This is a genomic window from Peptoniphilus sp. SGI.035 (assembly GCF_050315115.1).
In the GTDB taxonomy this organism is placed as follows: Bacteria; Bacillota; Clostridia; order Tissierellales; family Peptoniphilaceae; genus Peptoniphilus_A.
Map to the genome: position 1 here is coordinate 146,992 of NZ_JBNPOJ010000002.1, position 26,060 is coordinate 173,051.

At 31.4% G+C, this 26,060-nt stretch carries 27 protein-coding genes; 21 read left to right on the forward strand and 6 right to left on the reverse strand.

Going from position 1 to position 26,060, the window contains the following annotated elements; translation table 11 throughout:
- Window position 1 precedes the first annotated feature (1 nt).
- The 4 genes from ACQRC6_RS01975 (at window position 2) to ACQRC6_RS01990 (ending at window position 4,289) form a co-directional block, all read left to right on the forward strand.
- Window positions 2-748: an ABC transporter ATP-binding protein gene (locus tag ACQRC6_RS01975; RefSeq protein WP_427847496.1), complete on the forward strand. Its 747-nt coding sequence runs from the start codon at window positions 2-4 to the stop codon at window positions 746-748.
- A gap of 4 nt (window positions 749-752) precedes the next feature.
- Window positions 753-2,732: an FtsX-like permease family protein gene (locus ACQRC6_RS01980; RefSeq protein WP_427847497.1), complete on the forward strand. Its 1,980-nt coding sequence runs from the start codon at window positions 753-755 to the stop codon at window positions 2,730-2,732.
- 274 nt (window positions 2,733-3,006) lie between these two features.
- The gene (locus tag ACQRC6_RS01985; protein ID WP_427847498.1) at window positions 3,007-3,165 is read left to right on the forward strand and encodes a hypothetical protein; all 159 of its coding nucleotides are present in this window, start codon (window positions 3,007-3,009) and stop codon (window positions 3,163-3,165) included.
- Window positions 3,166-3,524: 359 nt separating this feature from the next.
- Window positions 3,525-4,289 carry an ADP-ribosylglycohydrolase family protein gene (locus tag ACQRC6_RS01990; protein WP_427847499.1) on the forward strand — a complete coding sequence of 255 codons (765 nt, stop codon included), beginning with the start codon at window positions 3,525-3,527 and terminating at the stop codon, window positions 4,287-4,289.
- A gap of 69 nt (window positions 4,290-4,358) precedes the next feature.
- Here the strand turns inward: ACQRC6_RS01990 and ACQRC6_RS01995 are convergent, their stop codons facing one another.
- Together ACQRC6_RS01995 and ACQRC6_RS02000 are read right to left on the reverse strand one after the other, a co-directional pair.
- A complete protein-coding gene (locus tag ACQRC6_RS01995) occupies window positions 4,359-4,916 on the reverse strand; it encodes a chromate transporter (RefSeq protein ID WP_427847500.1) in 558 nt (185 codons plus the stop codon).
- The gene (locus tag ACQRC6_RS02000) at window positions 4,909-5,469 is read right to left on the reverse strand and encodes a chromate transporter (protein WP_427847501.1); all 561 of its coding nucleotides are present in this window, start codon (window positions 5,467-5,469) and stop codon (window positions 4,909-4,911) included. The genes ACQRC6_RS01995 and ACQRC6_RS02000 overlap by 8 nt, the downstream gene beginning before the upstream one ends.
- 78 nt (window positions 5,470-5,547) lie before the next feature.
- Between ACQRC6_RS02000 and proC the strand changes: the two genes are divergently transcribed.
- The 7 genes from proC (at window position 5,548) to ACQRC6_RS02035 (ending at window position 13,151) form a co-directional block, all read left to right on the forward strand.
- Window positions 5,548-6,312, forward strand: coding sequence for a pyrroline-5-carboxylate reductase (gene proC / locus ACQRC6_RS02005; RefSeq protein WP_427847502.1), 765 nt, complete (start codon window positions 5,548-5,550; stop codon window positions 6,310-6,312).
- Window positions 6,313-6,321: 9 nt separating this feature from the next.
- Complete coding sequence (locus ACQRC6_RS02010; RefSeq protein ID WP_427847503.1) at window positions 6,322-6,888, forward strand: DJ-1 family glyoxalase III; 567 nt, start codon at window positions 6,322-6,324, stop codon at window positions 6,886-6,888.
- 218 nt (window positions 6,889-7,106) lie between these two features.
- Window positions 7,107-8,255 (forward strand): cation diffusion facilitator family transporter, encoded by a 1,149-nt coding sequence (locus ACQRC6_RS02015; protein ID WP_427847504.1) that lies wholly within the window; start codon window positions 7,107-7,109, stop codon window positions 8,253-8,255.
- An 8-nt stretch (window positions 8,256-8,263) separates the two neighbouring features.
- Entirely contained in the window at window positions 8,264-9,664 is a 1,401-nt protein-coding gene (gene trkA, locus ACQRC6_RS02020) for a Trk system potassium transporter TrkA (RefSeq protein WP_427847505.1), read from the forward strand.
- Entirely contained in the window at window positions 9,654-11,108 is a 1,455-nt protein-coding gene (locus tag ACQRC6_RS02025) for a TrkH family potassium uptake protein (protein ID WP_427847506.1), read from the forward strand. The genes trkA and ACQRC6_RS02025 overlap by 11 nt, the downstream gene beginning before the upstream one ends.
- Window positions 11,108-12,475: an NAD-binding protein gene (locus ACQRC6_RS02030; RefSeq protein ID WP_427847507.1), complete on the forward strand. Its 1,368-nt coding sequence runs from the start codon at window positions 11,108-11,110 to the stop codon at window positions 12,473-12,475. Before ACQRC6_RS02025 ends, ACQRC6_RS02030 begins: the two co-directional genes overlap by 1 nt.
- Window positions 12,476-12,479: 4 nt before the next feature.
- The gene (locus ACQRC6_RS02035; protein WP_427847508.1) at window positions 12,480-13,151 is read left to right on the forward strand and encodes a uracil-DNA glycosylase; all 672 of its coding nucleotides are present in this window, start codon (window positions 12,480-12,482) and stop codon (window positions 13,149-13,151) included.
- On the opposite strand, the gene mnmH is transcribed toward ACQRC6_RS02035, so the two are convergent.
- Window positions 13,144-14,160: a tRNA 2-selenouridine(34) synthase MnmH gene (gene mnmH / locus ACQRC6_RS02040; RefSeq protein WP_427847509.1), complete on the reverse strand. Its 1,017-nt coding sequence runs from the start codon at window positions 14,158-14,160 to the stop codon at window positions 13,144-13,146. The genes ACQRC6_RS02035 and mnmH overlap by 8 nt on opposite strands.
- 104 nt (window positions 14,161-14,264) lie before the next feature.
- Between mnmH and ACQRC6_RS02045 the strand changes: the two genes are divergently transcribed.
- Together ACQRC6_RS02045 and ACQRC6_RS02050 are read left to right on the forward strand one after the other, a co-directional pair.
- Window positions 14,265-15,038 carry a prolyl oligopeptidase family serine peptidase gene (locus ACQRC6_RS02045; RefSeq protein WP_427847510.1) on the forward strand — a complete coding sequence of 258 codons (774 nt, stop codon included), beginning with the start codon at window positions 14,265-14,267 and terminating at the stop codon, window positions 15,036-15,038.
- The gene (locus tag ACQRC6_RS02050; protein WP_293558930.1) at window positions 15,038-15,898 is read left to right on the forward strand and encodes a polyphosphate kinase 2 family protein; all 861 of its coding nucleotides are present in this window, start codon (window positions 15,038-15,040) and stop codon (window positions 15,896-15,898) included. The genes ACQRC6_RS02045 and ACQRC6_RS02050 overlap by 1 nt, the downstream gene beginning before the upstream one ends.
- Window positions 15,899-16,021: 123 nt before the next feature.
- On the opposite strand, the gene rd is transcribed toward ACQRC6_RS02050, so the two are convergent.
- Window positions 16,022-16,183 carry a rubredoxin gene (rd, locus tag ACQRC6_RS02055; protein WP_293558932.1) on the reverse strand — a complete coding sequence of 54 codons (162 nt, stop codon included), beginning with the start codon at window positions 16,181-16,183 and terminating at the stop codon, window positions 16,022-16,024.
- A 166-nt stretch (window positions 16,184-16,349) separates the two neighbouring features.
- Between rd and ACQRC6_RS02060 the strand changes: the two genes are divergently transcribed.
- A complete protein-coding gene (locus tag ACQRC6_RS02060) occupies window positions 16,350-16,742 on the forward strand; it encodes an ATP-binding protein (RefSeq protein ID WP_427847511.1) in 393 nt (130 codons plus the stop codon).
- A gap of 673 nt (window positions 16,743-17,415) precedes the next feature.
- On the opposite strand, the gene pepD is transcribed toward ACQRC6_RS02060, so the two are convergent.
- Window positions 17,416-18,807 carry a beta-Ala-His dipeptidase gene (gene pepD, locus ACQRC6_RS02065; RefSeq protein ID WP_427847512.1) on the reverse strand — a complete coding sequence of 464 codons (1,392 nt, stop codon included), beginning with the start codon at window positions 18,805-18,807 and terminating at the stop codon, window positions 17,416-17,418.
- 7 nt (window positions 18,808-18,814) lie between these two features.
- Window positions 18,815-20,041 carry a tyrosine--tRNA ligase gene (gene tyrS / locus ACQRC6_RS02070; RefSeq protein WP_427847513.1) on the reverse strand — a complete coding sequence of 409 codons (1,227 nt, stop codon included), beginning with the start codon at window positions 20,039-20,041 and terminating at the stop codon, window positions 18,815-18,817.
- A 202-nt stretch (window positions 20,042-20,243) separates the two neighbouring features.
- On the opposite strand from tyrS, the gene ACQRC6_RS02075 reads away from it, so the two are divergent.
- The 7 genes from ACQRC6_RS02075 (at window position 20,244) to tkt (ending at window position 26,040) form a co-directional block, all read left to right on the forward strand.
- Window positions 20,244-21,425, forward strand: a complete 1,182-nt coding sequence (locus ACQRC6_RS02075) for an NAD(P)H-hydrate dehydratase (RefSeq protein ID WP_427847514.1) — start codon at window positions 20,244-20,246, stop codon at window positions 21,423-21,425.
- 82 nt (window positions 21,426-21,507) lie between these two features.
- The gene (locus tag ACQRC6_RS02080) at window positions 21,508-22,185 is read left to right on the forward strand and encodes a hypothetical protein (RefSeq protein ID WP_427847515.1); all 678 of its coding nucleotides are present in this window, start codon (window positions 21,508-21,510) and stop codon (window positions 22,183-22,185) included.
- Between the two features lie 11 nt (window positions 22,186-22,196).
- Window positions 22,197-22,454, forward strand: coding sequence for a hypothetical protein (locus ACQRC6_RS02085; protein WP_427847516.1), 258 nt, complete (start codon window positions 22,197-22,199; stop codon window positions 22,452-22,454).
- Window positions 22,455-22,464: 10 nt separating this feature from the next.
- Window positions 22,465-22,734 carry a hypothetical protein gene (locus ACQRC6_RS02090; RefSeq protein WP_427847517.1) on the forward strand — a complete coding sequence of 90 codons (270 nt, stop codon included), beginning with the start codon at window positions 22,465-22,467 and terminating at the stop codon, window positions 22,732-22,734.
- Between the two features lie 138 nt (window positions 22,735-22,872).
- Window positions 22,873-23,217, forward strand: a complete 345-nt coding sequence (locus ACQRC6_RS02095; protein ID WP_075659888.1) for a type II toxin-antitoxin system PemK/MazF family toxin — start codon at window positions 22,873-22,875, stop codon at window positions 23,215-23,217.
- Between the two features lie 109 nt (window positions 23,218-23,326).
- Window positions 23,327-24,079 carry a WecB/TagA/CpsF family glycosyltransferase gene (locus tag ACQRC6_RS02100; RefSeq protein ID WP_427847518.1) on the forward strand — a complete coding sequence of 251 codons (753 nt, stop codon included), beginning with the start codon at window positions 23,327-23,329 and terminating at the stop codon, window positions 24,077-24,079.
- Window positions 24,080-24,090: 11 nt separating this feature from the next.
- Window positions 24,091-26,040 (forward strand): transketolase, encoded by a 1,950-nt coding sequence (gene tkt, locus ACQRC6_RS02105; RefSeq protein ID WP_427847519.1) that lies wholly within the window; start codon window positions 24,091-24,093, stop codon window positions 26,038-26,040.
- Window positions 26,041-26,060 lie beyond the last annotated feature (20 nt).

Sequence of the window (26,060 nt, forward strand, 5' to 3'; positions counted from 1 at the left end):
TATGCTAGAAGTTCAAAATATAAAAAAGATATATAAAAGTCGATTTGGTGGAAATGAGGTTGAAGCTTTAAAGTTAATTAATTTTGCTGTTGAATCAGGTGAATACATTGCCATAATGGGCGAATCAGGAAGCGGGAAGACAACTTTATTAAATATATTGGCATTACTTGACAGACCAACTTCTGGAAATGTTTTATTAAAGGGCAAGAATTTATCAGAAATAAAAGACAGTGAAATGGCAAAATTTAGAAGAGAAAATTTTGGGTTTGTATTCCAAGATTTTAATCTTCTTGATACTTTTACGATTAAAGAAAATATTTTATTACCCTTGATTTTAGCAGATGAAAAAATTTCTGTGATGGAAGAAAAATTGTTAGAAATTGTAAAAAAATTAAATATTGAAGAATTATTAAACAAATACCCCTATGAAGTAAGCGGAGGTCAAAGGCAGAGGACTGCAATAGCAAGGGCACTTATCACAAATCCAAAAATAATTTTAGCAGACGAACCTACAGGTGCACTTGATAGCAATAGTGCAAGAGAACTTTTAAAGGTTTTTAAAAAGTTAAATCAAGATGGACAAACTATACTTATGGTAACTCATTCTATTGTGGCAGCTTCAGAGGCAAAAAGAGTTTTATTTATTAAAGATGGAAAAATTTATCATCAAATTTACAGTGGTGACAGATCTTCAATGGATATGCAAAAGAAAATTGCAGATACAATGCAAATGCTACAAAGGAGCTGATAGAATGAAATCACTTTACTATCGACTTGCCCTTTCGGGAATTAAAAGAAATAAAAAAATTTTTATGCCCTTTATTGGAACGGTAATTTTTTTAATGGTATTATGTTCAATTTGTTTAAGCCTTCCCTTAGATAAGTCCATTGCAAAAGCAGGAGGAATGGACACAATGAAGTCTATTCTTTCGTTGGGAGTCATAATTTTGTCGATTTTTTCATTTATAATGCTTTCCTCAGTTTATTCTTTTATTCAAAAAAGAAAATTAAAGGAGCAAGGACTTTATTTAATACTAGGTCTTGAGAAAAAGCATCTTAGAATAATTTTGTTTTGGGAAATTATTTATATCATTGTTTTTTCTGTAGTGCCAGCGAGTATTTTAAGTATCATTTTGTATAAATTGTCCCTTGGGATTTTTGCAAAAATGACAAGTCTTCCAATAAATATTTTTGAGGAAGGAATTTTTAACAATTTTTACCCAGTATTTTTTGTCGCTCTTATATTTATTTTAATTTTAATCTTTGTATATTTAATTCAAATTATAAAAGTGAAGAACTATTCTCCCATTGACTTAGTAAGGGAATCAAAAGCTGGAGAAAAGAAAAACAAATTTATAAAACTAATTGCACTATTGGGAATAATTTTTATTGTAGCAGGCTATACAATTAGTTTAACTACAAAGAATCCACTGCAAGCTTTTTTTAAGTTCTTTCTTGCAGCCATTTTAGTTATAATTGGAACTTATTTTGCATTCTCTGCAATAGTAAGCCTAGTGCTTGAAATATTAAAGAATAATAAAAAATTTTATTATAAGAAAGAAAATTTTTTATCAATATCAGGGCTTTTGTACAGAGTAAAAAATAATTCAAAATCCCTTGCAAATATTGCAATTTTATCCACAGCCTTTACAATAGTTTTGACATCAGGCATAAGTTTATATGTAGGCATTGGTGATATTACCAATAGATTATTTCCAGCACCTTATACTATAAAAACAGATGCAGAATCATTAAAGGTAGAAAAAATAGATCAGTATAGAAATAATATTAACAATCTATTAATTGCGAATAATATTAAAGGAGAAAGTTCAACAACATTTGAGTGGTCTATTCCTTTGATAAGGGATAAAAATAAAATAAGAGTTTTAAATAATGAAGAATGGGCTGGAGTAAATCTCAAAAAAGATTTCATTTCCTTGGACATAATTTATACTCCTGATACGAAATTAGATTTTAGAGGTAAGGATTTTATTTATTTTAAAGAAGACAATAACGAAGAATTTATAAAAAGCTTGGGATACAGTGCTAGGGCAATATCTAATGAAGAAAATGATATTCCCTTGGAAAATGTAGGAACAGTTTTTGAAAATAATAAAATAATAGCAAGAGATTATGAAAGTGCATATAAACTTTTAAAGAAATTAAATCCAAAAGGGAGCAATGAAGAACTAAATCCTAAAGTAAATACCTTGATAAGAGGAGATTTGCCAAAGAATTTTAAAAATTATTTAAGGGAACACATAGATGATTTAAAAGTTGATCCAAATCAAAAATTCACTATAGTAGATAGGAGTGCAACAAAAATGGAATTTTTAAGCCTTTATGGAGTAATATTTTTTGTCGGAATACTTCTTTCTATTGCATTTTTAATAACAATGGGTCTTGCTATATATTACAAGTTCCTAACAGAAGGATATGAAGATATTGAAAGATTTAAAATTTTAGAAAAACTTGGATTAAGAGAAATTGAAGCAAGGGAATCAATAAAAAAACAAATGTTAATACTTCTATTTCTCCCAATAATTTTCTGTATAGTTCACACAAGCTTTGCTTTGCCAGTATTGCAAAAATTTTTAATGTTGATAGGACTTATGAATACAAAATTATTTATAAAATCAATGATTTTTGTATTTATTATTTATATAATTTTCTATTTGGCGATTTACAAGTTTACAGAAAAAGTCTATACAAAAATAGTTTTGGAAATATAAAGGGAATAATGATATTTGAAATGTGTAATAATACTTCCAGATAAGAAGTAAGTTAGAAAAACTGTATATTAGTTTGCGTAAGAGAAGATTTTTCTGCTGTGCTCATTTTATGAGAGCAATTCTTTTTCTTTTATTAATGGAAAAAATGCATGTTAGAAAGATTAATAAAAAATACTTGAAAAAAATATTTTATAATATATAATAATATTAACAGCACCCGACACGCCTCTTAACAATGCGGACCAAGTCGGGTCATTTGATTTTAGGAGAAAAAATGAAAAAAATTCATCAAGAACCGATTAGTATAGAGAATCAAGTAAAAAAATTAATAGAGCACTTTACATCAAAAGAAGAAAAAGCTTTTGGTGTTTTTTTATGCCCAAAGGAGGAAGAAAGAAATATATACGAGATAAGCCGAATAAATAAGATATAGAGAAAATGAAATATTAATCAATAAGAACTAGAACAGGTAGAAAAACTATCGTTTTTTTATGGGACTCTTTTATTCTTTATTAATGGAAAGCGACTTTAAAGGGATATTAACATGAGAAGGATATTGATTCTCTTGAAAAGAAAGTTAGACAATAAAAAAACATATGTAAGATAAATTTAAGGGAGCTTGAAGATATAAAATTATATATAACGACTCCTTGTAAAGAGAAGAGAATAAATTAACTATCTTTGATATCGATTTTTAACGAAAAAAATATTAAGAAATAAGTCGTAAATTGAAGCCTTTATTTTTTGCCCCTTAATTTATATAATTTAATATATAGGCAAAGGAGTGATTTTATGAGTAAATTAAGAGATGCCATATATGGCTTTGCTGTTGCCGATGCCCTAGGCGTTCCCTTTGAATTTAAAGAGAGAGGAAGTTTTTGCTGCAAGGATATGGTCGGCTTTGGAACATGGAACAAGGAAGCGGGCACTTGGTCCGATGATACTAGCATGACTATTGCAACTTGTAAATCTATAAAGGACAAGGGATATATAGATATTGATGATATTAGGAAAAATTTTAAGAAATGGTTATTTAATGGCGAGTTTACTGCTGATGGAGAAGTTTTTGATGTTGGTACGACAACTAGAGAAGCTCTCCAATTAAATAGAGGTTTGTCTGATTTTTATTCCAATGGAAATGGATCGCTCATGAGAATTTTGCCCATTGCCTTTATCGATGCAAGCGATGAAAAAATAGAAGAAGTTTCTAGCATCACTCATGCTCATGAAATCTCACGAAAGGCTTGCGTAGATTATGTGCATATTGCGAGGAAATTAATTAGTGGCGAAAAATTAAATTTAGAAAATAAAAGTATGGACGAAGTTAAATCAACTGGCTTTGTACTTCATACTTTGGACGCTTCTTTATGGTGCATATTAAACACGGATAATTATAAAGATGCCGTCCTAAAAGCAGTAAATCTTGGCGATGATACAGATACAACTGCTGCTGTGACAGGTGGACTTGCTGGGATAATTTATGGCTATAATGCTATTCCAAGAGAGTGGATTGAAAAGTTAAAAAATAAAAAGTTAATAGAGGGTTGTTTATTTTAGTTAAAAATTCTCGTTTAATAAAAAAGTGATGCGCAAAATAGAATTATCTATTATGCAACATCACCTTTTTTAAATATAGTTTAAGGAAAGTTTTACTAAGATGCCGATTACAGCGCCTAGACCTATTAATTTAAATAGGTCTACTTTTTTTAGATATAGGATGAAACCTAGCACAAAGGAAATTAGAGCGGCTATGCTCATGCCTTCAATATTAATTCCCTCTGGAAAAACTGAGGACTTGAATAATTTTAGAGTTGTTATAAAAATTAGGGACACAACCCCTGCCTTTATTCCAAGAAGTGAGTAATTCATAATTTTAAATTTTTTGTCCTTGCTAAATAGAAAGTAACCTAGAATCATCATCAAAATAAATTGTGGAAGGACAAAACCAGTAGTTGCAATAATTGAACCAATTATTCCATGTACTTTTTGTCCAACAAAAGTTGCAGAATTTATAGCGATAGGTCCTGGAGTCATTTGTGAAATTGAAATTAAATCGATAAATTCTTTGGTGTTTATCCAGGCGTTTTCTTCTACAACATATTTTGAAATCAAAGGTATTACTGCGTAGCCTCCGCCAAAGGCAAAGCATCCGATTTTTAAGAAAATTAAAAACAAATCAAGCATTTTTATATCTCTCCATTACACTAAAATAAGAAATTCCTGCAATTGCACAGAATAGAATAATTAGTCCTGTGTTAATCTTTGTAAAGAAAGCAACTAAAAATACGAGTACAATCATTACAACGCTAAATTTTGAATTTTTTTTGTAGGAAGAAATTCCCATGCGAAAAACTGTAATAAATAAAACTGCAGAAATTATTCCACTAATGCCCTCAAGGGCTGCCTTTATATAAAAGTTAGTTTTAAACTCTTGATAAAAATTTGAAATTATAGATAAAATTATTAAACAAGGAAGAGACGATGCAATAAGACAAGTTATTGCGCCAATAGGTCCCCTTAAGTAATAACCAGTTAAGACTGAACATGAAATTGCCATGGCACCAGGACCACCTTGAGAAATGGCAACTATATCCATCATTTCATCTTCATCTATTAGCTCTAAGTCAGAAACAAAAATATCCTTTATAACAGGTACAATAGTATATCCGCCACCAAAGGTTATGGCATTTATTTTAAAAAATGTTAAAAATAATTTTAACAAAGAAATATTTTTCATAAAATCACCTAATTAATTATAGCACATAAATGAAAAATTAAATAATATCGTGTATAATCTATTTAAGGAGTGGTTGTGATGAAGATGGGAATAATAGGTCTTGGCAACATGGGTTCTGCCATGGCACATGGCCTTTTAAATAATAATATAGAAACTTTCCTCTACGATAAAAATAAAGACAAAAGAGATGAATTTCTAGGTTTTGATAAGGCAAATATTGTTGAGTCCGAAGTTGATGTAGTGAAAAATGCTGACGCAGTAATTCTTACAGTTAAGCCCTATGCTTACGATGAATTGTTGGATAAAATTAAGGAAAGCGTAAAAAATCAAATAATAATATCAGTCACATCAAGCTATGATTTAAAAAAACTAGAAGAAAAGTTACCAGGTAAAAAACTTTTGATGGCAATGCCAAATACGCCTGCAAAAATTTTAAATTCAATGACGGGGATTTGTCCAGGCGAAAATATTTCAGATGAAGAATTAAGCGAATTAAGAAAAATCTTTTTTTCCTTTGGCGAAACTGAAATTGTTGAAGAAAAAAATATAAAAATTTATGAAGCGGTATGTGGTTGTATGCCTGCCTATGTCTATATGTATATTGAGGCAGCAGCAGATGCGGCAGTGTCTTATGGTATGAAGAGAGATGTAGCCTATAAAGTGATTTCACAAGCAGTGGCTGGTTCTGCAAATATGGTTAGAGTTTCTGGTCTTCATCCAGGTGAATTAAAGGATCAAGTAACAACACCAGGTGGTACAACTATTAAGGGATTAAAATCTTTGGAGAAGGATGGTTTTAGATCTGCAATTATAAATGCAGTGGATTCTATTATGAATAAATAGGAGGTCATTATGAAAGATTTATTGGTATTTTTAGCGGATGGTTTCGAAGAAATTGAAGCATTAACTATTGTAGATGTGCTTAGAAGGGCAAATCTTAAAGTAGAAACAGTTTCTATAACTGATAGAAATGAAGTTAGAGGAACTCACGATGTAAAAGTAATCGCAGACAAAATCTTTGATGAAATAAATATTGACGATTACAAGGCGATGTACATCCCAGGAGGACAACCTGGCGCCACAAATTTAATGAAGGACAAAAAAGTTGTTGAATGTGCAAATTTATTTAATGATGACGAGAAAAATGTTGTCGCAATTTGTGCAGGACCACAAGTTTTAGATGCGGCAGGAATTTTAAAAGATGGTAAATTTACTTGTTACCCTGGAGTAGAAAATAGACTCAAAGCAAAAGATCCTCAAGATGAAGCGGTAGTTGTTGAAAAAAATATAATTACAGCAATGGGACCTGCTCTAGCAATTTTACTTGGAATAAAATTAGTTGAGATACTAGACTCAAAGGAAAAGGCAGAAGAAGTTGCAGAAGGATTATTACTTCACAAACTCAAAAAATTTATTTAATTTGAAATTAAATTATAAAAGAAAATTTATTAAAAGTGTATCAGAGTTTATCTGATACATTTTTTCATAAGATTAAAAAAACACCATAAGAAAATATTACACCAAGGCTAAACTAGGCACTTTTTCTTTTATTACTAATATTTCAGTGTTATAATGAATATAACTATAATAAAATTTTAAAAATGGGCATTGTGCCTGTTTTTATTTACGGAGGATAAATGTTAGCAAAACTCATTTTAAAAAGGGGCACTAACGCCTATGGCTACGATAGAGCAAAAATTGCCAAGGAGACATCTATTCTTGGACTATTATCAAATATATTGGCGGCACTTTTGAAAGTTATTTTATATACTTTTACAGGTTCAATTTCCATATTGTCTGATGCTGTTAATAATATTACAGATTGTGCTAGTTCAATTATTTCAATTTTTGGCATAAAACTTGCATCAAAGCCAAAGGATAGGGATCACCCCTATGGTCATGGGAGGCTGGAGTATTTAATCTCACTTGTAGTAAGTGGTATTGTGCTCTCAGTTGGTTTTCAATTTTTGAAGACTTCTGTTGGAAAAATTTTGCATCCCATAGATATAAGCTACCCAAGTTCTACAATCATTATATTAATAATAACTGTGTTTATAAAATTTTGGCAGGCGTCCTTTTACTCTCATGTGGCAAAGGAAATTGATTCAGTAACATTAAAGGCGCAGGAGAAGGATTCCCTTAGCGACACTCTTATTACTCTTGTGGTAATTATTTCTATAATTATAGAAAAATTCACTGGAAAAATTTTAGATGGCTATGTTGGAGTTTTGGTGGCACTATTTATTTTATACACTGCGCTATCTCTAATTCATGAAACTATCTCGATTATTTTGGGAAGAGGTCTTACAGAGGAGACTAAGCACGAGATAAAGTCAAAGGTTTCAACTTATGATGGTATATCAAATGTTCACAATATGATGGTAACAGATTTTGGCCCCGACAACATAATTGTGTTAATTGATGCTGCCCTTGATTATAACTTGACACTTGAAGAGGCGCATAACATAGTAGATAAAGTGGAGAGAGAAGTATCTGAACTTTTAGGAATCAAGCTAATTATTCACGCTGATCCACTTGGCAGCAGTAGCGCTATAATTAAATCAGTTTCAGAAGAACTTAAAAAGATTATTAGAGAAAGTTTAAATATTTATTCTTTTCACGATATAGTGCTTGAGGATAAAAAAATATACATTGATATTGATTATAATGCCGATGCCATTTCTAGTTCGAAGGAAAAAGATGCTCTGAAAAAAGAGCTTAGTGATAAATTAAAATCAATTTATGAGGATTATGATTTTGAAATAATTCTTGATGCGATTTTTTAGGAGGAAATATGAAGGCTTTAGTTGTAGGTGCTGGTAAATTAGGTTATAGGCTTGCAGCTTCACTAATAGATGAGGATTATGAAGTAACAGTAGTAGATAATGACGAAGATGTAATTGAAAATATTTCAAGTTCGCTTGACGTTTTTAGTATTTGTGCAAATGCACTTGATTTTGGAGTTTTGGAAGAACTTGACATATCTCTATTTGATTATGTAATTGCAACAACTACTAATGACGAGGCTAATGTAATAGTTTGTACAATTTCAAAAAAGCTTGGAGCAAAATATGCCATAGCGAGAGTCAGAGACCCAGAGTATAGAAAACACTTGGATTTTATATCAGAGGAACTTGAAATAGATAAAATTATTAATCCGGATAATGCTACTGCAAGGTCCATTGTAAAGTACCTCATGAAGAGATATCAACTTTATTACGATGAATTTGCAGGCGGAAAAGTTTCCCTTGTTGAATTTAATATTGGAAATGATCCAAACTTTATTGGCAAAAGAATTATGGACATCGAAAAGATTAACAATCTCTTGATTTCTGCAATTTCAAGAAGCGGAGATGCAATTATACCAAATGGAAATACAATACTTAAAGAAAATGATGTAATAATTTTAGCGGGAAAATCTGAAAACATAGAATTATTTGACAAGGAACATGCTGGCGTTAAAAAAACTAGAGCTCTTAGAAGCACTATGATTTTAGGCGGAGGTAAAACTGGATTATATCTTGCTATTCTTTTGTTGAAGGAAAATATTGACGTTACAATTGTAGAAATCAATAGAGAGAGATGTCTTGAATTAAAGGAAATTGTGCCAGATGCAGAGATAATAAATGGAGATGGAACTGATATTGCCGTTCTTGAAGAAGAGATGTTACACACTTACGATGCCTTTGTAGCTGCGACTGGAATTGACGAGGCAAATTTACTTATGAGTCTTGTTGCAAAACAAACTGGAATTTATAAGTCTGTTGCAAAAATTTCTAGGACTAATTACGACAAGATTTTAGACAAATTAGATATAGATGCAGTTTTCAATACCTCCTATATAACTGCCGCAGAGATTTTAAAGGAAATCAGAGGAAAGAGCTCTCTTTCACTTCATCTTTTGCTAAATGGACAAGTAGAATGTGCGGAATTAATTATTAAGGAAAGATATTTAGTTTGCGGCAAATCGCTTGAAGAATTAAATCTTCCTCCTGGAATTCTTATCATTGCTGTTGTGAGAAATAATGAAATGATAGTTCCAAATGGAAAGACAGTTTTGCAAGCTGGCGATAGGATTGTTTTATTCTCAAAGCATGATGTTGCACCGAAGATGCAAAAGTTCTTTTCATCTGAAGGTAAATTAAATGATGTATTAAATTCTTTTAAGAATCGAGGAAGAGTGAATGAATTATAAACTTATTTCAAAAATACTCGGTTATATTTTATTAATAGAAACAGCTTTTATGGCACCATCTCTTATACTTAGCTTAGTAGAAAGAGATGGAAGCGCCAAGGGTTTTATAATCCCAATGGCAATTGCTCTTTTTTTGGGATTAATTTTAATTAATTTAAAAGTTAAGAAAATTTCTCTTGCACCACGAGATGGAATTTTAATAGTAACAGCATCTTGGATTTTAGTGTCCCTTGTAGGAGCAATTCCCCTTTTTATTTCTGCGAAAATGACTTATGTGGATTCTTTTTTTGAAATTGTGTCGGGATTTACTACAACAGGTGCCACAGTTATATCGGGCATAGAATCTTATCCAAGATCAATTATCTTTTGGAGATCTATTACTCACTGGATTGGAGGCATGGGAATACTTGTATTCACTGTTGGACTTCTTCCAAAGCTTGGAGTAGGCGGATTTCAAATTTTTAAGGCAGAATCGCCGGGACCAGTTGCAGGAAAAATCGAGTCTACGATTTCTCAATCATCAAAAAGACTTTACATTATTTACATTAGTTTATCGGTTGCACTTTTTACTTGTTTAAAAATTGCAGGTATGCCTGTATTTGATAGCTTTGTTCACACTTTTGGAGTGCTTGGCACTGGTGGATTTTCATCTTACAACGATTCCTTTATGTCTTATAAGGGCAATGCAGTTCACTTTATTCTTGCATTTTTCATGTTTTTAAGTTCAACAAATTTTACTATATATGCACTAATTTCAAGAAAAAAATTCAAAGAAGTTTTTCAAAATGATGAGTTAAAATTATGGATTTTAATTACAGTGGTATCAATTACTTTAATTACTCTGGATTTATTTTCAAAGGGCTATAGTTCACTTTTATTAGCATTTAGAGATTCAGCCTTCCAAGTTACATCAATATCATCTACATCAGGTTTTGCCAACGCAGATTATGACTTGTGGCCAAGTTTTTCAAAATTTATTTTGTTAATTCTAATGATTTTTGGAGGATGTGCTGGTTCAACTGGCGGAGGGATTAAAATTATTAGGATTTCAATTCTATTAAAATTGATAAGAAGAGAAATGAGAAGGGCAACTCATCCAAAGGCAGTTCTTCCCGTTATATGCGATGGAAAAACTTTATCTGATGAAGTTGTCCTTGGAATAAATGCCTATCTTGGAACTTATTTTGTAATTGCAATAATTTCAACGGGCATAGTTACACTTTCCGGAACAGATATTATAACGGGATTTTCTTCAGTTGCAACTACACTTTCAAATGTAGGACCAGGATTTGGAGAGATTGGTCCAACAAAAAACTTTTATTTTTACAGTGACTTTTTAAAAATATATTTTAGCGCACTTATGCTTCTTGGAAGACTTGAATTTTTTACGATCTTGGCATTATTCTCAAAGGGTAGACATAGAAAGGATATTATTAAATTATAATGAAAATTTTAATTATAGGTTCGGGAAAAGTTGGCTCCACAATTGCAAATACACTTAGCTTAGAAAAATTTGAAATAGATGTAGTTGATAGAGATGAGTTAAATTTTGAAAAAATCACAAACACTGTGACGAAAATTAGGGGCGACGTACTAGATGAAAATTTTGTCTTGACAATGGACTTAGAAAGCTATGATTATGCAATTATAGCTACGGACAGCGATAAGACAAATTTAATAATGGCATCAATTTTTAAAAATCTCAATGTAAAAATAATTTTGCGTCTTGATGAAATGGAAAATATTTCTGAAATTGGAATTATAAAAAATTCTCTTCCAAATGTTGTAAATATTTTTAACAGAAGTCTTGAGTGTGCAAAACTTGCTACAAAATTAATTGGAAGTTCTAACTATTATGAAGCAGATTATTTTGGCAAGGGAAAAATAGAAGTTACAGGTCATTACATCGACATGGACGAAGAGTTTGAAAATTTAAAAATAAGGGACATTGGCTCTCTTTCGACAATTTTAGTTGTTGGTATACTTAGAGAGGGAGATTTAATAGTTCCTGACGGAGAAACTATTTTAAAAAGTGGCGACTATATGTATCTAATGGGACTTTCAGGAGATATTAGAAATTTTAAGTACTCTCACTTTGAGATAAAGGAAAAAGAAGAAGTAAGAGATGTAGTAATTGCATCTGGCGATATGACTTTTAACAGGATTATTTCTAATCTTGAAAATGTAAATTTAAAAATAATTGAACCCAATAGAGAAAAATTTGAAGACTTTAGAAAAAAACTCAATAGAGCCTTTGTTGTAAATAAAAATTTAAAAAACGACAAAATTTTTATAGAAGAAAATATTTCAAAGGACGCAGCTTTTATTTCTATGACGGATTCCGACGAGCTAAATATCGTTCTTGGACTTATGGCGAGAAATCATGGGATTTCAAAAAATATAATTATACAAAATGACAATAATTACGACAATATTTTGGAAAGCCTTGGCATTTATAGAGTTATTGATCCAAAAGTCATTGTGGCAAATGAAATTATTAAAGCCATTAATACGGATATGAAGGTTTCAATAAATTATATGTTTGGAGGCAAGGCACAAGTTTACGAAATAAAAATCCCTGACGATTTTATTTACATTGGCAAAAAATTATCTGAAATTAATCTTCACAGAGAAATTATTATTGGAGGAATAATTAGATATGACAATTCGGCAGTAATTCCAAGGGGCAACACGAGAATCGAAAAGGGCGATAGGCTTGTAATTTTTTCCACAAATGAAAGTAGGAAGGAACTTGAAGAGTTAATAGACCCAACGCTAAAGAAGAGCATTTTTGATTTTTTCAGGAGATGATTTGGTGAAAAGAATTTTTAAAAACGATTGGCAAGAAATTCTGGAAGAGGAGTTTGAAAAAGATTATTACAAAGACCTTAGAAAACTTTTAATTGAAGAATACAGACATTACGAAATTTTTCCAAAGGCTGAAGATATTTTTAATGCCTTTCACTATACATCTTACAAAGATTTAAAGGTTTTGATTTTGGGGCAAGATCCCTATCACAATGTGGGTCAAGCTCATGGACTTGCTTTTTCTGTAAAAGATGGAGTTATGATTCCACCATCACTTCAAAATATTTATAAAGAACTTAACTCAGATTTAGGACTTCCAATACCAAGGACGGGTTATTTAAAATCATGGGCAGACGAAGGGATAATGCTTTTAAACACAACACTAACTGTTAGAGCACATCAGCCAATGAGCCATGCAAAAATTGGATGGGAAATTTTTACAAATGCAGTTATAGAAAAAATCAACGAAAAAAAAGAGCCTGTTGTCTACATACTTTGGGGCAATCACGCAAAGGCTCGCAAAAAATTTATAAACAATGAAAATCATCTTGTAATAGAAGGTGTGCATCCATCTCCGCTTTCTGCCAATAGAGGTTTCTTTGGTTCAAAGCCCTTCTCTAGGGCAAATGAATTTTTAAGAGAAAGAGGAGTTACGCCACCTACTTGGGAAGTTAAATAGAATTTTTAAAATTTAAAATATTTTTTATTACAGCAGAATCATTTGTTAAATGCAAATCCTCTTTGCTGTAATTTTTTTTGTAATTAGGGTCGTAATAGTTTAACAAAAGATCGCGAATCAAAAAGTCGTAATCACCTTCGTAAAATTTTTCTAAATAAATATTTTCTTTTTTAGCAGAAATAAATTTTTTAATTTCTATTAAGGCCTTGTAAATTTCATCCTTATTGGATAAATTGTAATCTCTCTTAATTCTTGCAATGCGGTTTTCTATTTTATCTTCAATAATTATTTTTTTGCCAGAAGAAATTTTTTCGATTAAAATTTTTGGCAACTGAATATTTCCAATTTTTGCACTTTCTCCTTCAGTGAAAAAAATTTTTTTCTCATTGTCTAAGGCTTCAAATAAAAGAGATTCAAAATATTTTTGCGAAGGCTGATTATTTAATCCAATGCCACCAAAAATTGACCCTCTGTGGCTTGCGAGTTTTTCCAAATTAAGTACGGGAAAGTTGGAGCTTAAAATTTTTAGAATTTCAGTTTTTCCAACACCAGTTTTGCCACACAAAACCACAAAATTTTTTTGTGCAATTAAGTTATCTAGGTTCTCATTAATGTATTTTCTGTATGCCTTGTATCCTCCAATTAATTTTTTTACATTTACGTTAAGGGCACGCAGAAATGTAAAAAATACATTGGATCTATAACCGCCGCGAGAGCAATAAATTATAACATGATCGTTTTTTTCTGTAAGCTCAATAACTTTTTCGTAGAAAGCGGGAAGTTTATCCTTAGCAAAATTTATTCCAAGGTATTTTGCTTTTTTCACACTTTCCTTTACATAAGTAGTACCCACGATTTTTCGTTCTTCATCGTCTAGTATGGGGAGATTAATTGCACCAGGAATTTTATTTTCATTAAATTCCCTTGGACTTCTCATGTCTATAAATTTTATTTTTTCCTTGTTTTTTATCATTTTATGAATTTCTTCATAACTTAATTCGTATTTCAAAGTATCACCAATAATAATATATCACGTAATTTAAAAGCTTAAAATAAATTTGCAAAAAAATTTATTGGGTATTTATTTTAATATAATGTAGATTGAGGTGAATTATGGAGTATTTAAAAATGAATTATTCAGATATAAATAGGGCAAAGATAGGAGATGTTCCTGCTATAATTATTGAGCCCAATTTGAAAACAAATAAGACAATTGTTTTTTATCACGGTTGGGGTTCTTGCAAGGAAAACCAAATTTTTCGCGGAAATATTTTTGCGAGTTATGGATATAGAGTAATTTTACCCGATGCAAGATACCACGGCGAGAGAAATGACATAGGTATTGACCACACAGACAAGGACATTGGGATGAAGTACATTTTAAAAGTCATCATGCACAACATTGAAGAGGCACCTTCAATTTTTAAAGTTATAGAAGAAAATTATCCTGAAAATGAAATTGCAGTGGGAGGTCATTCCATGGGTGCCATAACTGCAGGGGGTCTTTACAATTTTAAAAAAGATTTAAAAATGGCATTTATTTATAATGGCATAAATAATTGGCGTGCACTTGTTGATTATCTAAATAAAATTAAGAATGAAGAAAAAATTGAAGAAAATGAATTTAGGATTAATGAATTTTTCCTAGATATGAATCCAATGGATAGCCCAGAAAATTTTAAAGATAGACCAATTGTACTATACAATGGCGAAGATGATGACACAATTGACCCAGCTGGTCAAGAGTCCTTTGCAAAGAAAATTGAAAAATTTTATAGCGACAAAAAACTTTTGGATTTCCAAACATTTGAAGCCACATCTCATCAAGTTACCACTCAAATGCTTGAAGCGTCAATTATCTTTTCTAAAGAAATTGCGAGGTTCTAATGAATACAGAAAAATATTTAGTGAAAGAAAAGGAAAAATTAAATTTATACGAAGTTCCAACTTCTTATAAAGGCAAGTTAGAAAAAAAGGAAGTAAAAGAAGTTTTAATCCCTAAAAATATTGAAAAAATGCGTGAATATCACGAAAAACTTTACGCAGAAAACAATCAGTCATTATTAATTGTACTTCAAGCAATGGATGCTGCAGGGAAGGATTCTCTTATTAAAAACATCATGACTGGCGTAAATCCACAAGGCACAAAGGTAGCTTCCTTTAAAAAACCAAGTGAAAATGAGTTAGATCACGATTATCTTTGGAGAGTTACAAAGGAGTTACCACCTCGTGGTGAAATTGGAATATTTAACAGAAGTCATTACGAAGATGTTCTTGTGTCAAGAGTTCACAACTTAGTTTTAGATCAACCCTTTCCAAAAAATTTAGTAACTAAGGATATTTGGGAAAAAAGATTTGAAGAGATAAATAATTTTGAAGAATATCTTTCCAACAACGGAATAACCATTGTAAAATTCTTTCTCCACATTTCCAAAGATGAACAAAAGAAAAGACTTATGGAGAGAATAGAAAGACCAGAAAAAAATTGGAAGTTCACATCATCAGATATAACTGAAAGGAAGTATTTTGACGATTATATGAAGGCTTATGACGATATGCTTGTAAAAACTTCCACAAAGATAGCGCCATGGTATATTGTGCCAGCAGATAAAAAGTGGTTTTCAAGGTATTTAGTTTCAGAAGTAATTTTAGAAAAGTTAAAAGAAATGAATCCACAGTTTCCAAAACTTTCCAAAGAAGAACTCGACAGTTTGGACAAGTGGAAAAAAATTTTAGAAGAAGATTAATTAAATTAAAACTTATTAAAAAGGGGGCTGTTGCAAAAGTCCCAAAATAAAAAAAGGCGAGGATAATTAAAAAAACCTCGTCTTTTGCATAAAAAAGAAGGCATATTGCCTTCATTAATATAATTATTCAGCTGGTTCGAAATCTGATTTTTCAGCTCCGCAAAGTGGACATACCCAATCTTCTGGTAGATCAGCAAATGCAGTTCCTGCTTTGATTCCATTTTCTTCGTCGCCTACTTCAGGGTCATATATATATCCACAAAGTGTGCATTCATATTTTTTCATTTTGATCTTCCTCCTAATAAAATTACTTGCAATACAAGCTTAGTTCCATTATAACAAATTGCTAAATATAATACAGTAAAATTTTAAAATTAATAGATTCACACATATTAATTAAAGTTTAAAATAAAAAGATAATGGGTATTTTCTAATAAATGGAGTGAGAATTATGGATACTTTATATAGATTTAAGGGATTTGTCAATAGCGACTTATCTTTAATAAAAAATTTCTTGGATTCGGCGATAATGGATTTAAACCCATTTATAGATGACCAAGAAAAATTATTTGATATAAAAGTTATATTAAATGAACTTGTTGTAAATGGAGCCATGCATGGCAATGAAGAAGACCTAAACAAAAAAGTTTGTCTAAAATTACTTTTAGACGAAAATTCTTTAAAGATAATTGTAAAAGACGAGGGCAGAGGTGTGAATTTTGACACATCTCTATATGACTGTACAAAAAAGAATTGCAATGGCAGAGGGCTATTAATTGTTGAAGCACTTACTGACCAACTTATATTAAACGAAAACGAAGTTATCGCAATAAAAAATCTATAAGCTATTATTTGAATTTACATATGAAACCTCTAGGGGTTTCTTTTTTTAAAAAAATTATTTAGTTGAAGACGTAGATTTTAGATTATAAGTCTTCATTATGTAGATACATTTTACAAACAATAATTATCATATAGTATAAGAGTTATTTTATAAGGTAGATTTTTTTGATAAAATATAAAGAGTAATAATTTATGATGTTTTTAAAAGGTAAAAATTGAAATTTTGTTTGGCAGAAAATCTATTTCTGTAAAATTAAAATACAGGACTTGAGGTGATTATTTATGAATAAAAAGTTCATATTAATTTTTTCTTTTTTATTGTTTATAATATTTTTGGCAGCATATACAGCTGAAGATTATAGCCAAGTGGGTATAATTGATTTTAAATTGATTATGAATTTATGCTTGTTGTATATTATATGTTTAATAGCAGCAATGGTATTAAATTTAATTTGTTTAGTAATAAAAAATTTTTTTAGTTTTATTAAAGAGTGATTATATGAGAAAGAAATTTTTAAGTTTTATAGTGTTTAATTACAATTAACGATTATTATATTTCCAGCACTTTTGCAAATATCGATGAAACTAAAAGAAAGATATAAGAATATAAAAATTTTATATTCTTATATTGTTAAATAGAAAATGGCTGTCAAGTGACAGCCATAATTTTTTTATTAAATTTCTTTCAAAACTTTTTTAAGATGTTCGTATACTCTTTTAGTTGAAGAAATTGAAAGAGTTTCCTTTTGTGAGTGAGCTCCACTAATGTCTGGGCCAATGGAAATAATGTCTAAATCTCTATTTTTTTCAAAGAACACTCCACATTCAAGACCACCGTGAGTAAATTCTTCTTCCATTTCAGTGCCCTTCATTTCTTTGTAGATTTTCTTTACAATTTCTCTGAATTTAGATTCTTTTCTATATTCCCATTCAGGATATGGATTTATAAATTCTGCTTCAGCTCCATATTTTTTAACGATGTCTAGATAAATTTTCCCAAATTCTTCAGAAAGTGATGAGCTTGCAAATCTTAATGATACGAAAACTTCTACAATTCCATCGACTAATTTTACTATTGCGAGATTTGATGAAGATTCAAGAACCTTTTTTGCTTCATTTATAAAGGAATGAGGTCCAGTTGGGAGTTCTAGTAAATATTTTGCAAGTTTTTCACTAGATTCTGCTGTCAAAACTTTTCCATTGTGAGAAGTTTTTTCACATTCGATGATAAGTTCTCCATCAACATTTTTAAATTTTTCTTTGACGTATTCAGTGGCATCTTTTAGTTCTTTTTCATCACATACAACAGAAAATTTTCCCTCTCTTGGGATTGCATTTTGTTTTGTACCGCAGTCTATGTCAATTAAATTTGCACAACTTAATTTATTTAAAATTTCTGCAATAACTTTAATCATATTGCCCTTGTTGTTTGCAATTTCCATTCCAGAGTGTCCGCCTAAAAATCCATGTAGATTAAGTGCAAAAGCTTCGCCAGAAAAATCTTCCATTTCAGGTTTAAATTTTGAGTGTAGCAATTTTCCGCCGGCAGATGAAACTGTTAAAATTCCTTCTTCTTCGGAGTCTATGTTGATTAAATACTTGCCTTCGAGATATTTTGCGTCAAGATTTTTCGCTCCGTGCATATCAGTTTCTTCGGACACAGTTACAATTATTTTTAGAGGACCATGTTCTTCTTCTGCAAGTGCCATTGACATTGCAACGCCAATTCCATCGTCTGCACCAAGTGTAGTTTCATTTGCGTGAAGTTTGTCGCCATTTACTATTAATTCAATGGGATCAGTTGCAAAATTGTGATTTGAATCCTTGTCTTTTTCACAAACCATGTCCATATGACCTTGTAGTATGACTTTAGGTCTATCTTCCATGCCCTTTGTGGCTGGAACTTCCATAATTATGTTTAAACTTTCATCTTGTGTAACTTCATAGCCAGCATCTTCTCCAAATTTTTTTAAAAAATCAGAGACTGCTTTTTCCTTTCCAGATTCTCTAGGAATTTGTGATAATTTTTCAAAATAATCAAAAACTTTTTTTGGTTCTATATTCATATTAACCTCACTTTAAAATAACTTTGTGATAAACTTTTTTGCCCTTTCGAATAATAATTTCGCCATTTTTGAAATCATCTTTAGTAAGTTCAAGCTTAGGATCACTTACTTTTTTATCGTCAATGCTAACTCCACCTTGAGTTATAAGTCTTCTACCTTCAGAATTTGTTTTAATAAGACCTAGTTCAGTCATTAAATTTAAAATCCCAACAGGTTCATTGAATTTATCTGAGGACATTTCAGTTGAAGGTATGTCATCAGAATCTTTTTTGCCACCGAAAAGTGAATGTGAAGCATCGAGGGCAGATTTTGCAGCTTCTTCTCCGTGAATATCCTTTACAACTTCATAAGCCAAAACTTCCTTTGCTTTATTTAATTCAGCACCTTCCAATTTTTCGTATTCAGCAATTTTATCGAGAGGAAGCATTGTGAGAAGTTTCATAAATTTAATGACATCTCTATCATCGCAGTTTCTCAAATACTGGAACATTTCATAAGGAGTAGTCTTTTTTGGATCAAGCCAAATTGCACCAGCCATAGTCTTGCCCATTTTGATTCCAGCAGCAGTAGTTAAAAGTTTAAAAGTCATTGCATAAACTTTGTCATTTTCTAATTTTCTAACGAGCTCATATCCACCAAGGATATTTGACCATTGGTCTGAACCGCCGACTTCTAGCTTGCAGTGGTGTTTTCTGTAAAGATATAAGAAGTCGTAGGATTGCATAAGCATATAAGAAAATTCAAAGAAAGTAAGTCCCTGTTCCATTCTGTTTTTGTAACAATCAAATTGTAGCATTCTATTTACAGAGAAATGAACGCCGATTTCTCTAACGAAATCTAAGAAATTTAATTTCAAAAGCCAGTCTGCGTTATTTTCGATAATGCCCTTGCCCTCAGAAAAATCTAAGAAATTAGAAATTTGTTCCTTAAATCTTTGAGCATTGTAATTAATAGTTTCCCTGTCCATGAGAGTTCTCATGTCGCTCTTGCCAGATGGGTCGCCAATAGTTGTAGTTCCACCGCCAAGTAGAGCTATTGGAATGTGCCCTGCTCTTTGCATATGTTGCATTACCCTAATTTGAATAAAGTGGCCGAGAGTTAGTGAGTCTGCAGTTGCATCAAAGCCAACATAAAAAGTAACAGGCTCCTTACCTAGCATTTCTCTTAATTCATCTTCATAAGTACATTGATCTAGGTAACCTCTCTCGCTTAAAACATCAAATACATTTTCCATAATTCCTCCAAAAAAAATAAAAAGAGCCCCATGATGAAAGGACGCATTCGTGGTACCACCTTTCTTCGCCGAGGCCTCAAAAATTAATAGACTCCAATATTGTAATTCAGCTTTCGCTTACTGTATATCTTCTCCGTCTTATATTCATACTATTTATGATATAATAATCGAAAAAAAATAAATTGTCAAATGGGGTGAAACTTTGATTGGGATAGATATTGTAGAAGTAAAACGAATAGAAAAAGTAATAAAGGAGCACGCAAATTTTCTCCAAAAAGTTTTTAACGAAGATGAAATAGAAAGAATAAGTAAAAGAAAAAACCCTTACGAGAGAATTGCAGGGATGTATGCGGCAAAGGAAGCAGTTTCAAAGGCAATGACTACTGGCATAGGCAAAATTTCCTTTCACGATATAAAGATAAAATACATAAAAGATACACCCTATGCAGAAGTTTTTGACCAAAAATTTTATCTATCTATTAGCCACGAGAGGAATTACGCAATTGCAATTGCAAAATTAGCTTGCGAAAAATTTACTGAAAGTATGGAAGAAAAAATAATTTTAGATGAAAAAATAAAATCCCTTTGGAAAAATAGAGAAGAGGACACACACAAGGGCGACTTTGGGAAAATAGCCATAATAGGAGGTTCTCTTGGCATGACAGGTTCATCTTATCTATCTTCAAATGCAGCACTAAAAGCAGGAGCAGGTCTTGTGTATAATATTGTGCCAGGAGAAATTTTTGACCTTATGTCTATAAAATTCCTAGAGCCCATTGCAAAAACTTTTTCTAACTTAGATGAAATGGAAAAATTTTTATTAGGGCTTGACTGCGTAGCCATGGGTCCAGGCATGGGTCTTGGCGAATATGCAAAAGCTGTTTTTAAAAAAGTAATAAAAATGAAAAAAAATCTCTTGATAGATGCCGATGGACTAAATATTTTGTCAAAAAATTTAGAGCTTTTAGATGAGAGAGAGGATTTTACAACAATTTTAACTCCACATGAAGGAGAGTTTGCAAGGCTCACGGGACTATCTTTAGATGAAATAAAAAATAATCGCGAGAGAGTTGCCTTTGATTTTGCAAAAAAACATAAAGTCATTTTAGTTTTAAAGGGGCATAATACAATTGTTACAAAGGGCGATGAAATTTATGTAAATAATACAGGGAATTCTGGCATGGCAACGGCAGGATCAGGCGATGTCTTGACTGGGATAATTTCTGCCTTTATGAAAAATTATTCTCTATTTGATGCAGCCAAACTTGCAGTGTATGTTCATGGGCTTTCTGGAGATATTTATGCGAAGAAAAATTCAAAGACGAGCCTAAGGGCAAGGGATATAATAGAAAATTTAGATAAGGTTTTCAATTTAATTGAATGAAGAAAAAAATATTGATTTTTTTAAGGTGAAGGAGTAATATGAAATTAAGATAACGTTATCTAAATCTTAAGTAGATGATCACATGAAAAAATTAAAAAAATCAATAAGTTTATTACTTATAATTGGAATGCTAATTATTAATTTTCCAATGAATATTTTTGCAAGAAGTGAAAATGAAGGAATTAATATTGAATTAAAAAATAGTAATACCTTAGAAGTTGTAGAGGACGGAGTAAAAAGTTATATAGAAGTTGATGAATCTGATGATTACAGAAATGTTTATGTAAAAAGTGAAGAAGGAAATATCATAGGCGAGTTTAGATATGATAAAATTTCAGGACAATTATATTCTTCTTTTACTAATAAAGTTTTTGAGTTAGAAAATGAGTATAAAGAAGATTCAAATGAAATGTCTTTTTATTCAAGAACATATAGTTCTTTAGATTGTGATCCAAATGCTTCTTATTATAAAGCACCAAGCAGGATAACTTATTATCAGTTGGTAAGTTATGTTGGTAATGCAGTAAGTGCTGCGAATTTTACAGCCGCTATAGTGGGATGCGTAGGCATAACTCTTGGGCAAATAGCAGCACCTATTTTATCGACTGTAAGTGATTGGATAGAGGCGTCACAAAATAAAAACGAAACGTATTTAATGAATCATGGCATAAAAATTTACTACGAAGGATATTGTATATTTAATCATAGAGCTAATAGATATATAGTAATGTATGATGTTGTTGATGTTGGGAGATATTAAAGGAATATAATATGAAATCTTATCAATTTAAAGTGAAAGCTCTATGGTTAATATTAAATATTTTTGCCACAACAATAATATCTAATTCTGTGAAAAATCATAAGAGTCCAATGATAATAGCAGGGGTTGGATTATTAGCTATCTTTTTCAATTTGATTTGGATAAAAAAAGAAAGGGACAATTGGAGTAAGGGATACAAGATAGCCATGGGTATTTATGTAGTAGTTTTAATTTTATTTACAATTAGCATGGTTAGAATGTCAATGTAAAGGAGTTATTATGTTTAAAAGTAGAAAAATACTTTTTATAGTTTTATTTGCCCTTGACCTTATTTATACATATTGTGCACTCACTGGAGTGGCAAAATTTTTTCACAGGCTTAGAGGGCCTATTTATACTCAAATTCTTTGGTATCTAATGGTTTTTGCACCGGCAATTGTTCACTACCTACCAGGAGGAACAAAATATAATTTAAAAGAAACAAAAAAATACACAATTCCTTTATTGATTATGATTGCAATAAATTTTGTAATACCTATGTATTTATAATAGATTTATTAAAAATTTGTAAAAAATAAAATTAATTCCTATTATTTGAGTATAATAATAAAAATTGTGTTAAAATAATACTAGGATTGTTCATAGATCAATCTTTAAAATCTCTCTTGCCTTAAAAGGTGAAAAAATATGATGATAAAAAGAGGGGATATATTTTATGCCGACCTGTCGCCAGTTATTGGTTCAGAACAGGGAGGAGTAAGGCCCGTAGTTGTTGTTCAAAACGACATTGGAAACAAATACTCGCCTACTACAATTGTTGCTGCAATTACATCTCAACTTAACAAGGCGAAGTTACCAACGCATGTTAATGTAAGGGCTAAAGATGTTCCACTTCCAAAAAATTCTGTAATTTTAATGGAACAGCTAAGGACCATAGATAAAAAAAGGTTGAGGGAGAAAATCGGTAAATTCGACAAGGATGTTATGGACGAGATAGACGCTGCAGTAAAGGTTAGTTTGGCGATGAAATAATTGAACAGCATACATATCTAAAGACTACTTCTTTTGAGGTAGTCTTTTTTTGAGTTTTTATTTATAGAAATAGAAGTGTCTATGTGATAAACTTATGGTGGAGATATTTATGGAAAAAATAAAAATTTTTGGAGTTGAAATTTTTAATATTGATAATAAAGAGTGTGAAAATATTTTAAGGGACTTTTTAAAGTCAGATGGTCTTAAAAAAATTTACACGCCAAATACTGAAATCGTCATGGCGGCTAAAAGAGATGAAAATCTTAGACATTTAGTTAATTCAGGGGATTTAGTCTTAGCTGATGGCATTGGTCTTATTTATGCATCAAAGATTAGGAAAAAACCATTAAAGGAAAGAGTTACGGGCTTTGACACTTCCATTAAGTTATTGGAACTTGCAGATGAAATGGGACTAAATTTATATTTTTTAGGTGGCAAGGAAGGCGTGGCAGAGGATGCTGCAAAGTCAGTCAACGAGAAGTATAAAAATGCTAATGTGGCAGGATTTCACAATGGCTATTTCAATTCTAGGATAGATGGCGAAACATCTAGTGAAGAAAAGAAAATAATTGAAGAGATTAACAGTAAGGATATTGATATTGTATTCGTTGGTTTTGGCTTTCCTCGTCAAGAAAAGTGGATTGAGGAATTTAAAGATTATATTAAGGCAAAAGTTATTATTGGCAATGGCGGTGTCCTTGATATTTTATCGGGAAGGGCAAATAGAGCTCCCAAGATTTTTATCAAGCTTGGATTAGAGTGGCTTTATAGACTTTTAAAAAACCCTTCGAGGATTAAAAGACAAATTGATTTGCCAAAGTTTTTGTTCGCAGTTATGAGAGATAAAAATTCAGTTGAGTGAGGAGTGGAATTTTGAACATCGAAAATAAAGCAGTTAATACTATAAGAATGCTGTCAGTTGATCAAATTGAAAGTGCAAATTCAGGACACCCTGGTCTACCACTTGGTGCAGCACCAATGGCTTATGCACTTTTTAAAAATCATTTAGTAAGAGATTCTAAGGATTTAGATTGGGAAAATAGAGATAGATTTATTTTGTCTGCGGGACATGGCTCTGCTCTTTTGTATTCACTTTTCTATTTATTTGATTATGGTCTAAGCCTTGATGATTTAAAGAACTTTAGACAACTTGACTCAAAAACTCCGGGACATCCTGAGTATGGCCACACTAAGGGTGTGGAAGCAACTACTGGTCCACTAGGTCAAGGTATTGCCATGGCAGTTGGTATGGCAATTGCAGAAGAAAAACTCGCAGCTATTTACAATAAAGATGATTTAAAACTAGTTGACCACTATACTTATGCCCTTGTAGGCGATGGATGTTTAATGGAAGGAATTTCCAACGAGGCATCATCTCTTGCGGGAACATTAAAATTAAGCAAATTAATTGTACTTTATGATTCAAATAAAATTTCTATTGAAGGGTCAACTGATTTGGCTTTCTCTGAAAATGTCCGTGAAAGATATAAGGCACTTGGATGGGATACTTTCCTAGTTGAAGATGGAAATAATTTAGATGAAATTAATGAAAAAATTGAAGAAGCTAAAAAATCAAACAAACCAGCACTTATTGAAGTAAAGACAAAAATCGGATATGGTTCACCTAGAGAAGATTCTGCTAAGGCTCATGGCGAACCACTAGGAGCAGAAAATAGAAGGGAAACTAGAAAATTTTTTGGACTTCCTGATGAAGACTTTTGCGTTTTAGATGATGTAAAAGAGCATTTCCAAAAGATTGTTGAAGAAAATACAAGAAAAGCTTCTGAAAAGAAAAAAATCGAAGAAGAATATGCGAAAAAATATCCAAAAGAATATGAAGATTACAAAAATTCCTTTAAGTTTGAAAAGAAGGAACTTTTAGAGGATTCTTATTATGATTCCTTTGAAAAGGACATGGCAACTCGTGCCGTTTCTGGAGAAGTCTTAAATAAAATTGCAAAGGAAAACATCCATATTTTTGGTGGATCTGCAGATTTAGGTCCATCAAACAAGACAATTTTAAAGGAGGAAGAATATTTCACAGCAGAAAATAGAGCTGGCAGAAATTTAACTTTCGGTGTGCGTGAAAATGCCATGGGAGCAATTACTAATGGAATGTTATTGCACGGTGGACTTAGAACTTATGCAGCGACTTTTTTAGTTTTCAGCGATTACTTAAAACCAACGATTAGACTTGCCGCTCTTATGAATCTTCCTAATGTCTACATTTTTACTCACGACTCCATAGGAGTAGGAGAAGATGGTCCTACTCATGAACCAATTGAACATTTAGCAATGTTAAGGTCAATTCCAGGAGTAGTTGTTTTAAGACCAGCTGATGGAAGAGAAACTGCAGCAGCACTTAACCTCGCTTTTAATTCTAAGAACACACCTTTTGTACTTGCACTTTCAAGACAAAATTTGCCACAACTTGAAAACTCCTCAAGAGACATCAAGAAGGGTGCTTATATAATAAAGAAAGAAGAAGGCGAACTTGAAAAAATTGTAATTGCAACAGGTTCTGAAGTTTCTCTTGCACTGGATGCAACAGATGGACTAAAGGGCGTTCGTGTAGTTTCAATGCCTTCTATGGAAATTTTTGACGGACAAAGTTCTGAATATAAAGAAGAAATTCTTCCTTCAAGTATTACTAAGAGAATTTCAATTGAAGCACTTTCATCCTTTGGATGGCACAAGTACATTGGAATGAAGGGCATGGCAATTTCTATTGATACCTTTGGCGCAAGTGGAAAAGGTCCTGAAGTCTTTGAGAGATTTGGATTTACAAAAGAAAATATTAGACGAAAGATAGAAGAATTTTAAAAATAAATTATTGAAAAGGA

Excerpts from the sequence above, each read along its gene's own strand:
- ACQRC6_RS01975 (WP_427847496.1), top strand. The coding sequence starts at position 2 with ATGCTAGAAGTTCAAAATATAAAAAAGATATATAAAAGTCGATTTGGT.
- ACQRC6_RS01980 (WP_427847497.1), top strand. The coding sequence starts at position 753 with ATGAAATCACTTTACTATCGACTTGCCCTTTCGGGAATTAAAAGAAAT.
- ACQRC6_RS01985 (WP_427847498.1), top strand. The coding sequence starts at position 3,007 with ATGAAAAAAATTCATCAAGAACCGATTAGTATAGAGAATCAAGTAAAA.
- ACQRC6_RS01990 (WP_427847499.1), top strand. The coding sequence starts at position 3,525 with ATGAGTAAATTAAGAGATGCCATATATGGCTTTGCTGTTGCCGATGCC.
- ACQRC6_RS01995 (WP_427847500.1), bottom strand. The coding sequence starts at position 4,916 with ATGCTTGATTTGTTTTTAATTTTCTTAAAAATCGGATGCTTTGCCTTT.
- ACQRC6_RS02000 (WP_427847501.1), bottom strand. The coding sequence starts at position 5,469 with ATGAAAAATATTTCTTTGTTAAAATTATTTTTAACATTTTTTAAAATA.
- proC (WP_427847502.1), top strand. The coding sequence starts at position 5,548 with ATGAAGATGGGAATAATAGGTCTTGGCAACATGGGTTCTGCCATGGCA.
- ACQRC6_RS02010 (WP_427847503.1), top strand. The coding sequence starts at position 6,322 with ATGAAAGATTTATTGGTATTTTTAGCGGATGGTTTCGAAGAAATTGAA.
- ACQRC6_RS02015 (WP_427847504.1), top strand. The coding sequence starts at position 7,107 with ATGTTAGCAAAACTCATTTTAAAAAGGGGCACTAACGCCTATGGCTAC.
- trkA (WP_427847505.1), top strand. The coding sequence starts at position 8,264 with ATGAAGGCTTTAGTTGTAGGTGCTGGTAAATTAGGTTATAGGCTTGCA.
- ACQRC6_RS02025 (WP_427847506.1), top strand. The coding sequence starts at position 9,654 with ATGAATTATAAACTTATTTCAAAAATACTCGGTTATATTTTATTAATA.
- ACQRC6_RS02030 (WP_427847507.1), top strand. The coding sequence starts at position 11,108 with ATGAAAATTTTAATTATAGGTTCGGGAAAAGTTGGCTCCACAATTGCA.
- ACQRC6_RS02045 (WP_427847510.1), top strand. The coding sequence starts at position 14,265 with ATGGAGTATTTAAAAATGAATTATTCAGATATAAATAGGGCAAAGATA.
- ACQRC6_RS02050 (WP_293558930.1), top strand. The coding sequence starts at position 15,038 with ATGAATACAGAAAAATATTTAGTGAAAGAAAAGGAAAAATTAAATTTA.
- rd (WP_293558932.1), bottom strand. The coding sequence starts at position 16,183 with ATGAAAAAATATGAATGCACACTTTGTGGATATATATATGACCCTGAA.
- ACQRC6_RS02060 (WP_427847511.1), top strand. The coding sequence starts at position 16,350 with ATGGATACTTTATATAGATTTAAGGGATTTGTCAATAGCGACTTATCT.
- pepD (WP_427847512.1), bottom strand. The coding sequence starts at position 18,807 with ATGAATATAGAACCAAAAAAAGTTTTTGATTATTTTGAAAAATTATCA.
- tyrS (WP_427847513.1), bottom strand. The coding sequence starts at position 20,041 with ATGGAAAATGTATTTGATGTTTTAAGCGAGAGAGGTTACCTAGATCAA.
- ACQRC6_RS02080 (WP_427847515.1), top strand. The coding sequence starts at position 21,508 with ATGAAAAAATTAAAAAAATCAATAAGTTTATTACTTATAATTGGAATG.
- ACQRC6_RS02085 (WP_427847516.1), top strand. The coding sequence starts at position 22,197 with ATGAAATCTTATCAATTTAAAGTGAAAGCTCTATGGTTAATATTAAAT.
- ACQRC6_RS02090 (WP_427847517.1), top strand. The coding sequence starts at position 22,465 with ATGTTTAAAAGTAGAAAAATACTTTTTATAGTTTTATTTGCCCTTGAC.
- ACQRC6_RS02095 (WP_075659888.1), top strand. The coding sequence starts at position 22,873 with ATGATGATAAAAAGAGGGGATATATTTTATGCCGACCTGTCGCCAGTT.
- ACQRC6_RS02100 (WP_427847518.1), top strand. The coding sequence starts at position 23,327 with ATGGAAAAAATAAAAATTTTTGGAGTTGAAATTTTTAATATTGATAAT.